The organism is Variimorphobacter saccharofermentans (genome assembly GCF_014174405.1).
GTDB lineage: Bacteria > Bacillota > Clostridia > Lachnospirales > Lachnospiraceae > Mobilitalea > Mobilitalea saccharofermentans.
Genome location: NZ_JACEGA010000001.1, coordinates 1,440,525 through 1,450,000 on the forward strand (window position 1 = coordinate 1,440,525; position 9,476 = coordinate 1,450,000).

A 9,476-nucleotide genomic window follows, 5' to 3' on the forward strand; every position below is an offset into this window, starting at 1 on the left:
TATTTCGGCAAAAGTAGTCTTCGTCATTATCATTTGCATAATATGGAATAAATTTATCTTGATTAATGGTAAAATATACATTATAATATCTCTAGATTGAATACCTTTTATTCACTTATAACTAAGGGTTCAATTGGCAATCATAATATAAATTAACGATATCATAGGATATCATGAAAGGAGTTGTTTTCATGTCAGTAGAATTAAAGGTGGTTTTCGATTAACTTCATATGGAGGTGGAACAAGAAGTGCTTTTCGTTGCGTTTTCTTGTGATACCGTTAAAAGTAACCTTTCGTGAAAACTAATGCTTATGTAGGTACACACTTAAGGGTGTGTTTTTTTGTGCCTTAAATGATAGAACGTACACTTTGCGAACTATCAATTATCGTGAGATATGCACCGCAGGAGCAGCTTTCAACAAGGCTGCTTTCTGCGGTATTTTTATGTCAAAAATCAAGCAAAATTGCTTGGTTATGTACCAGGACAGATAATATCGTGAGGATAAATTAATCGAAAACATCGACCGGAAATCTACAAAAATTAGAAGAAGTCTAGAAATCCACAAAAATTAGAAGAAGCTAAAGTTTAATAGAAGGGAGGTTAGTATGAACGATATGATCGAAGTTAGAAAAGTATTTTACAAAATCAACAAATTGGGAGGATTACGATGATTGATATGAAAAGCTATGGCTTTGTGCCAAGCGATGATAGAGAAATCGGGAAAACTGCGACAGCAGATGGATGTATTCCCGCTCGAGTTACGGAAGTACATCGAGAATTATATAAAGTAATTTCTATGCATGGGGAATGTAACGCAAGGCTGAAAGGTACATTTTACAAGGAGGATATAAAGTCTGATGATTTTCCTGCTGTGGGAGACTTTGTGTTATTAAAATATAATGAATCAGGTGATTCTCAAATTGCAAAGGTATATCCGAGAAAATCCAAGTTCTCCAGACCGGATAATTCAGGACATAATGTGAGATATGTGAAGACGGTCTTGGAACAGGTGGTAGCGGCTAATTTTGACTATGTATTTATTCTGGCATCCTTAAATCATGATTTTAATATAAATCGAATTCTAAGATACATTACCGTTGCTTGGGAAAGTGGTGGAACTCCAGTAGTTTTGCTAACAAAAGCGGATTTGGTTCATGATTTCAGTGAGCAATTAAGAATGGTTCAGGAGCAGGCGATAGGTGTAGATGTTGTGGTGGTTAGCGCGTTGACGGGGTTAGGATTGTCAGAACTTAGTAAATATATGAAGCCCGCTTCGACAATTGTATTTCTTGGATCCTCAGGAGTTGGAAAATCAACTATGGTCAATGCTTTAGCAGGAGAAGAGATTATGACTGTGAATACAATCAGGGAGGATGATAGCAAAGGTCGCCATACTACGACCCATCGTCAGCTAATTATGCTAAAGAATGGTGTAATGATAATTGATACTCCAGGAATGAGAGAATTGGGAATGTGGGAGGTCCAGGATGGACTGAGTGAGACATTCGCTGACATTAAAGAACTGATTGGGCAATGCAGATTCTCAGACTGCAGTCATAATAATGAACCTGGTTGTGCCATCCTTCAGGCAATAGAAAATGGAACATTGTCCCGGTCGCGCTATAGAAATTATCTCCGGTTAAAGGGAGAAGCCAAGTTTACAGAAGATAAAGCAGCATATCTGCGATCGAAGAAAGAGTTCGGCAAGAAAATCAACAAAGAATTAAGAAAGAGGAGAATATCATTATGAGAATAAAGGATTTTAATATAAGTCATATTGATGAAGCACGAAGCATAGCAGCAGAGAATTATGAACGAGAGCGTAAGGTGGTTCCGGAATTACCTAGAATTGAAGTGCTTCCGGGCTTAGAGCATTTTGCAGAAAATAACTTAGGGGCTGTGGCATTTGAGGGAAATCACATGATTGGCTTTCTGGGGGCTTATTCTCCGTTTGAGGATGCCTTTGGTACTACTGGAGTAAGAGGAACCTTTTCACCAATACATGCACATGGAGTATTACATGATTTCACAGGGTCAGAGAGGGAGAGAATTTACTCCCGTCTTTACCAAAGTGCAGCCGATAAATGGGTGAAGGCAGGAATCTTAAGTCATGCTATTGCTTTATATACTCATGATAAAGAGGCCATCAATAGCTTTTTCTATAATGGCTTTGGTATACGCTGCATTGATGCGATACGTTCCCTTGAGAATATACCAGAGAATATGGTCAATTCAGAACTCTCACAGCTTTCACCTGTATATCGCGAGGTTTCAAGAAATGAGTGGGGGTTGCTGATAGAACAGCACAATGATTTGATTAGTCATCTTGGGAACAGTCCTGCTTTTTTGAAATATTATACGATTGATATTGATGAGTTATATCGCCGTACAACGGAGGGTACTCGATACTTTGCAGTAAAAATAGGAGCGGACTATGTAGCATATGTGAAAATTGACAGAACAGGTGAAAACTTTGCAACAGATGTGGAAGGTATGATGAATATCTGCGGAGCCTATTGTAATCCAAAGTATCGAGGAATTGGAATATATCATAATTTGCTTTTGTATTTAATGAGTTCCCTCAAGGAGGAGGGCTATACTCGCTTGGGTGTGGATTTTGAAAGCTTTAATCCGAATGCTCGTGGATTTTGGCTGAAGCATTTCAAAGCGTATACAAGTAGTGTGGTTAGAAGAATAGACGATAGGCAAATACTATAAATCCAATGAAGAAGAACTATAAGCTGTAGCAGTAATAAGCATTAGTGAGTAAATATTCGAGGAAGAACGAGATTTGAGTTTAAGATCTCGTTCTTCCATTTTTTATACCTTATTTAGTTGACTTGAAAAAGTGATAATTGGTGGATATTTCATATGAAAATCGGGAACATAATATTCTATAATAACGTCTAATGATTGTAAACGATAAGAAACAAGAACATAGAGGAGGTCGGGTATTAAAGTAGTCAACTTTCGGTACCAAAAGAGGACTACATAGATATGATGATGAGACATATATTAGAGGAAGCGATCAACAGATGGTTTGCGTAATGAAGGGTATTCATTATGAATAGGATGGCAGATCATCGTATTGGTTGTGAGAAAATAAAAAGAAACACAATGAAAATATGAAAACGAATTAATTTGGAGGAGAAAATATGATAAAGATAAAGTTGATGAAAGCAGTTATGTTGGGATTATGTATATCGACACTGAGTACTGGAATAGCCTATGGTAAGGTAGCAGAAGGTAGAACATCTGCTTCTGCAGGTCAAGAGCAGACAGATATATCGAGTGAATTAATGAAACTTCAGAAAAGAATAGATCAAACAGTATTTAATGATAAGGCAGAGGAAATAGAAGCAAAAGGTTTCGATATTTATTATACAGGCGTGTCCGATTCCTTTGTTGAAATCGGAATTGTACCCTTTACCAAAGAAAATGCAGAATATCTATACAAGCTATTTGGCAAGGAAAATGTAAAGGTTGTTCAGGCGGAAGAGAATATACTATACACAACAACCGATACGGCAGAGGAACAGGTAGTAGAAGAGGATATTCAGCCGGAGAAAAGATCAGAGGAGAATAAGACAAAAGAGAACAGAACAGAGGAGAAAAAGGCAGAAGAAAATAAGACTGAGAAGAACGAAGAGCTTGTGGACGAGATTCCAGCGGATGCGCCAGTGACTCATACTCAGGAGGAGCAGGATTTAATAGAAGAAAGAGTATATAAAGGGGAAGAGGCTCAGGTACAAATCGAAGGCGCTGATGAAGAGGTACTCGAGGTTGACCCGGAATTAATTTATCAAACAACCATAGCAGATGACGGTCAGGATGATGTAGAAGTACAGCTTGAAGCGGTAGCAGAAGACAGTGCAGTGGTTACCAGTGTACAGGAAGAAGCAAAAAGCTTATCCGCTCCGATCCTTGTACTGATTGTAGCAGGAGCTGCCGTTCTGGTTGGAGCAGTAATTCTTATGGTTAATAAGAAGAAAACAGTATAAATCAATGGAGGGCCTTTTATAGGATATGGAATATCATCCTTGAAAGGCCTGTTTATGTTTAAAATGGTCTTTTATGGGCAAATTAATAATAGGATTATTATTGAATAAACTGAAGTAAGAAAGGAGGACCCTAATGATATTGAAGGAGTATAAGGACGCGGCATCATTTTTAAATGATTATGAAAGAGTTATGCTGCAAAGAGAAGCAGTAAGCCAAAATATCCTCTACCATGCTTATCATAGAAGAGCTTTAAGAACCCAAGATAAGGAATACTTTGGAGCAGTATTGGAGGAGAAGGATACTATACTACTCTTTTGCATTGATTCTAATCAATGCCTCCTGATTTATACCATACAATGTGAAGGTATGCTAGAGGCCTCCTCGTATTTGGCAGATAATCTCGGTAATAAAAATGTATTGGTTCAAAGCATTAATGCCAAGGAGGAAATTTGCCATCGTTTTATCGATCAATATAGAAAACATATACCATGTACGTCCTCTCCCAGGCTGGAAATGGACATCATGGAATTACGTAATGTAAATGAAGTTACACCAATTGAGGGAAATCAACGTTTGGCTCTGAACATAGAGATTAAAATACTAACGGATTGGATGATCCGATATCTAATAGAAACCTTCGCAAATGAAACAGATTATGAAGAAATTCTAAGCAAGGCAACTGACTTTGTATCAAGAGAGAAGGTTTACCTGTTTGAAAATAAGGAGCATGTCGTGGTATCTATGGCAATTGTCGCAAGAGAATTATCGCGGGGAAGCGCTATAATGTATGTATTTACGCCGGAAAAACATCGTGGAAAGGGATATGCAGCAGCAAATGTGTATTACTTATGTAAGAAGCTGATGGCAGAGGGAAATGAATTCTGTACTTTGTTTGTAGAAAGGAAAAATCCTCTTGATGCAAGGGTTTATGAAAAAATAGGCTTTCATGTCTTGGAAGATAGCTGTGAATATGCATTGTTTCACAAAAGAGCAGAATAATGAATATATATCATAAGCATCCTTGTGAAGCGGTTGATAAGTAGCCAGAGAGCGTAATTAAATAGAAAGCTCACTGGTACTTGCCCTCTTAGGGTGCTTCTTTCATATAAGAATAATGTCACATTTTAAGATACTTGCTTTTCCGATATCTCAAGTGTAAAATATAGAAAACGAGAAAATGATAAGCAGGAGGTTGCTGTGAAAGTAGTTAAATGGGGAATTATTGGTCCGGGTTCAATAGCATCAAGTTTTGCAACGGCATTAGCATCAATGGAACATACTGAAATAACAGCTGTGGCATCAAGAAGTATAGATAGAGCGAAGGAGTTTGCTGAACGTTTTCATGTAAAAAAGGCATATGGATCCTATGAGGAATTGGTGAATGATCCCGAGATCGATGTGGTATATATCGGTACGCCTCATTCTGAGCATAAAGCGCATGCCGCCTTATGTATATCGAATAAGAAATCGGTGCTATGTGAAAAACCGATTACAATAAATCAAGAAGATGCAAAATATTTGATAAACCTGGCAAGGGAACATCGTGTGTTCTTAATGGAAGCTATGTGGACGAAATTTCTTCCAGTGACCAAGACGGTGAAACAATGGCTTAATGATAAAGTAATTGGAGAGATTAAATATATGAATATCTCTTTTGGATTTCAAAATGCCTTTGATGCAAAAAGCCGACTTTTCAATCCGGATTTGGCTGGTGGTGCATTGCTTGACGTGGGAATTTATCCAATTTCCTATGCAATTCATTTGATGGGAAAATTACCAGATCAGGTTGTTGGTAGCGCTTACCTGGGGAAAAGCAATGTGGATGAAATGAATGTAATATCCTTTGTTTATAATGAAGGTGTGATGGCAAGTTTAAGTTCAGCCATTTCGACTAATACCGGATGCTATGCAGTGATCATTGGCGATAAAGGGAGAATTGAAGTACCCGAATTTTATGGTGCTGATACTGCGATGAGATATGATGAACAGGGCACTCTTGTTGAGCGCTTTCATCATAAACATCCTTCCAATGGTTATGTTTATGAAGCGGAGGAGGTTAATCGTTGTATCAGGGAAGGAAAGATGGAAAGTGATATCATCCCATTACGAGACACGTTAGACATTATGAAGATTATGGATGATCTTCGTTCTTCTTGGGGCTTACAATATCCTCAAGAGAACAATAGGAAATAGAGGTTTCATACGATAGATAAAACGAGGTTGTAAAGCACATAGTTATATGGATGCCGTTCAACGTCATCAGGGAGGTAACCATGAAAGAGAATGAGAATATTGTAGAAGGCTATAGCTTTTCTGACGCACGGGATTATAGGGAAGCCAAGAGAGAACTGGAGTCCATCGAATATATCAAAGCCAATACTGATATGAAGGATTTGAATAAGGTAGTAAAGCTATATAATAAGCTTATTGAACGCAAGACTTTAAAGACGGTCGTTGGTTATGCCTTCCTGAAGGAATTGCAGGATCGAATTTTGAGGGAAGGAGTTATCTCTAAGGATAATTTACCCTGTATCAAAATTGAAAGAGAAGGACTACAATCACGTGGTTTTGGATCATTGGAAAGTGAAAAGGAACGCAAACAACAGGTTGCTATAGAGAACTTTCGTATTCGATTACGAAATTCGCGTATCATTAACTTGTTCTTGATAGGAATTATTATTGCAATGATTATTATTTCTCTATTAAGTGACCGAAGTATGATTTCGGATTATGAGAATCAGATCCTTGATAAATATTCTTCCTGGGAAGAAGAATTAAACGAGAGAGAGGAAGCGCTTAAGGAACAGGAGAAATTAGCAGAATAATTGCAGTTCAGCCAATAATGGATATGCGTTGGATTAGACAGAAGCAATATTCGACACATAGCTGCGTTCACTTCGTTGTTCTGGGATTCCTTCGATTCATTTCACAAATTCGACATAGTTATATGTTAAGATTAGGAAGAATGATTAACATAGGAGGTGCCAAATGGATAAGCTAAAAATCTTAGTTGTAGATGATGAAAGCAGAATGCGTAAGCTTGTAAAAGACTTTTTGGTGCGGAAGAATTATGAAGTGATAGAAGCGGAGAATGGAGAACAGGCAATTGATATATTCTTCTCTGATAAAGAAATTAATCTTATTATATTGGATATTATGATGCCGAAATTGGATGGTTGGCAGGTGTGCCGAGAAATCAGACAATATTCCAAGGTACCAATCATTATGTTAACAGCAAAGAGCGATGAGAAAGATGAGCTATTAGGCTTCGAGCTTGGTGTGGATGAGTATATTTCCAAACCATTTAGCCCGAAGATACTTGTAGCCAGAGTTGAGGCAGTATTAAGAAGAACCGCATCCACTGATCAGGAACTGATCGAAGTTGGAGGGATTGTTCTTGATAAATCCGCTCACCAGGTTAAGATTGATGGGAAAGAAATAGAACTCAGTTTTAAGGAATTTGAACTGTTGACATACTTTGTCACCAACCAGGGAATTGCATTATCAAGGGAAAAAATATTAAATAATGTTTGGAATTATGATTATTTTGGAGATGCCAGAACGATTGATACCCATGTGAAGAAGCTTAGAAGTAAAATGGGTCAGAAGGGTGACTATATTAAGACGATCTGGGGCTTGGGCTATAAGTTTGAGGTAGATGCATGAAGCATTCAATCCGTTTAAAATTAGTTGTTTTACTATCTTTAATGGTGATACTCACAATATTTCTGACATGGATTATTAATCGAACCTTTTTATCGGATTTTTATATTCATAGTAAAATAAAGACACTTGATCATGCCTATCAGAAAATTCAGCAAATATGTGAAAATCGTGAGGGGGCTTATTTGTCCGAAGATGATACGGTTATGATGGAGCGGTTAGCCACGGATTATAATATCGACATTTATGTAATCGATGAGGATCTTAATGTATATTATCCGGCACCGGACAATTTCGGTAAAAGGGAATATAATTTGATTATGAATATGATAGGGGAGTATCGTTTTCCCGGATCGAACAAGGATATCGAAGATAAGAAAATTCTAAAGGAAACACAGGATTATTGGATTATTAGTTTGCATGACAGAACATTGGACTCGAACTATATCGATCTTGTAGACATTGATCTTATGGACATTAGTATCATGGATTTCTTTGGAGATAATCTCGATGATTATTTCGATGAGACAGACGATGATACGGTAGTATTAATAAGGTCTAATCTGGAAAGTATTGAGGAAAGTGTTGTAATCTCGAATAAGTTTTTGGCATATATCGGAGTACTGGCGGTAATAATCGGTACGCTGGCAATGCTGATAATCAGCAAGAAGTTCACAAAGCCAATTCTTGATCTTGCTGGAATTGCGAAGAAAATGACAGATTTGGATTTTGATGTAAAGTATAAGGGAAAAACAAAGGATGAGATTGGAGTACTGGGCAACAGCATCAATATTCTGTCAGATAAGTTACAGAATACGATTACTGAGCTCAAACAAGCGAATAATGAACTTATGTCGGATATTCAGAAAAAGACAGAAATTGACGAGATGAGAAAGGAATTTCTGTCCAATGTATCCCATGAGTTGAAAACACCTATTTCCTTGATTCAAGGTTATGCAGAAGGGCTAAAAGAAAACATCAACGAGGATGAAGAAAGCCGTAATTTTTACTGCGAGGTCATTATGGACGAAGCAGATAAAATGAACAAGATGGTGAAAAAGCTACTAAGCTTAAATGAATTAGAGTTTGGGAATAATCAGGTCAATTTTGAGCGCTTTGATATTGTGGCCCTTATCCGCTCAATCATTGCTGCTTCAGATATTTTGCTCAAGCAGAAAGAAATACTGTTGCATTTTGAGGATTATCCATCAATTTATGTTTGGGCTGATGAATATATGATAGAGCAGGTTGTATCTAATTATCTCAGCAACGCTATAAACCATGTGAATGGTGCCAGAATTATTGAAATTAAGCTAATTCAAATGGAAAACAAGGTTCGAGTTGCTGTATTTAATACAGGTGACAATATTCCTGAGGAGGAGCTAGATAAGATCTGGATTAAGTTCTATAAAGTCGATAAAGCAAGAACAAGGGAATACGGGGGTAGTGGAATTGGTTTATCCATAGTAAAAGCGATTATGAATTCTCTTAATCAGAATTTTGGAGCTATTAATCGACCCACCGGTATGGAATTTTGGTTCGAATTAGATACAAAGGCCTAATTCAAAGATAAATTTATGTATTAAATATAGAACGGTTTCTTACTATTTGCATGAAATAGTGAAAACCGTTCTATTATACACCTTTAAAACACTGAAATGTAGTTGATGAAATTTACAAAAAGTGATAATATGTTAATTGTATCAATCCGTAATACAAATAAGATAATTGTGATGGGGGAGTTACGTATGAAACGTTGGAAGCTTATACCTGTAGCACTATTAATGGTTACATTAACAGGATGTATCCA

At 37.1% G+C, this 9,476-nt stretch carries 9 protein-coding genes (1 of these 9 only partly in view); all 9 read left to right on the forward strand.

The genetic code is table 11. From position 1 onward, the window contains the following. The first annotated feature begins 668 nt into the window (after positions 1 to 668). On the forward strand, positions 669 to 1,751 hold the full coding sequence (rsgA, locus tag H0486_RS06280) for a ribosome small subunit-dependent GTPase A (protein ID WP_228352189.1): 1,083 nt from the start codon (positions 669 to 671) through the stop codon (positions 1,749 to 1,751). After that, positions 1,748 to 2,719, forward strand: a complete 972-nt coding sequence (locus tag H0486_RS06285) for a GNAT family N-acetyltransferase (RefSeq protein ID WP_228352190.1) — start codon at positions 1,748 to 1,750, stop codon at positions 2,717 to 2,719. Before rsgA ends, H0486_RS06285 begins: the two co-directional genes overlap by 4 nt. Positions 2,720 to 3,156: 437 nt before the next feature. Next, entirely contained in the window at positions 3,157 to 4,002 is an 846-nt protein-coding gene (locus H0486_RS06290) for a hypothetical protein (RefSeq protein ID WP_228352191.1), read from the forward strand. A gap of 133 nt (positions 4,003 to 4,135) precedes the next feature. Beyond that, entirely contained in the window at positions 4,136 to 5,002 is an 867-nt protein-coding gene (locus H0486_RS06295; protein WP_228352192.1) for a GNAT family N-acetyltransferase, read from the forward strand. A gap of 198 nt (positions 5,003 to 5,200) precedes the next feature. Next, entirely contained in the window at positions 5,201 to 6,196 is a 996-nt protein-coding gene (locus H0486_RS18420) for a Gfo/Idh/MocA family protein (RefSeq protein ID WP_228352193.1), read from the forward strand. A gap of 80 nt (positions 6,197 to 6,276) precedes the next feature. Continuing rightward, positions 6,277 to 6,828: a hypothetical protein gene (locus H0486_RS06305; protein WP_228352194.1), complete on the forward strand. Its 552-nt coding sequence runs from the start codon at positions 6,277 to 6,279 to the stop codon at positions 6,826 to 6,828. Positions 6,829 to 6,991: 163 nt separating this feature from the next. Further along, positions 6,992 to 7,669, forward strand: coding sequence for a response regulator transcription factor (locus H0486_RS06310; RefSeq protein ID WP_228352195.1), 678 nt, complete (start codon positions 6,992 to 6,994; stop codon positions 7,667 to 7,669). Beyond that, a complete protein-coding gene (locus H0486_RS06315; RefSeq protein WP_228352196.1) occupies positions 7,666 to 9,228 on the forward strand; it encodes a sensor histidine kinase in 1,563 nt (520 codons plus the stop codon). Before H0486_RS06310 ends, H0486_RS06315 begins: the two co-directional genes overlap by 4 nt. Positions 9,229 to 9,414: 186 nt before the next feature. Further along, positions 9,415 to 9,476: the 5' end (the start) of a hypothetical protein gene (locus tag H0486_RS06320; RefSeq protein WP_228352197.1), read on the forward strand. The gene runs 691 nt beyond the window's last position; only the first 62 of its 753 coding nucleotides appear in the window; its start codon is at positions 9,415 to 9,417; its stop codon lies off the right edge, out of view.

Bases quoted from the DNA above. Each gene is read 5' to 3' on its own strand.
- H0486_RS06315 (WP_228352196.1), top strand. From the start codon at position 7,666: ATGAAGCATTCAATCCGTTTAAAATTAGTTGTTTTACTATCTTTAATG.
- H0486_RS06305 (WP_228352194.1), top strand. From the start codon at position 6,277: ATGAAAGAGAATGAGAATATTGTAGAAGGCTATAGCTTTTCTGACGCA.
- H0486_RS06290 (WP_228352191.1), top strand. From the start codon at position 3,157: ATGATAAAGATAAAGTTGATGAAAGCAGTTATGTTGGGATTATGTATA.
- H0486_RS06310 (WP_228352195.1), top strand. From the start codon at position 6,992: ATGGATAAGCTAAAAATCTTAGTTGTAGATGATGAAAGCAGAATGCGT.
- rsgA (WP_228352189.1), top strand. From the start codon at position 669: ATGATTGATATGAAAAGCTATGGCTTTGTGCCAAGCGATGATAGAGAA.
- H0486_RS06285 (WP_228352190.1), top strand. From the start codon at position 1,748: ATGAGAATAAAGGATTTTAATATAAGTCATATTGATGAAGCACGAAGC.
- H0486_RS06295 (WP_228352192.1), top strand. From the start codon at position 4,136: ATGATATTGAAGGAGTATAAGGACGCGGCATCATTTTTAAATGATTAT.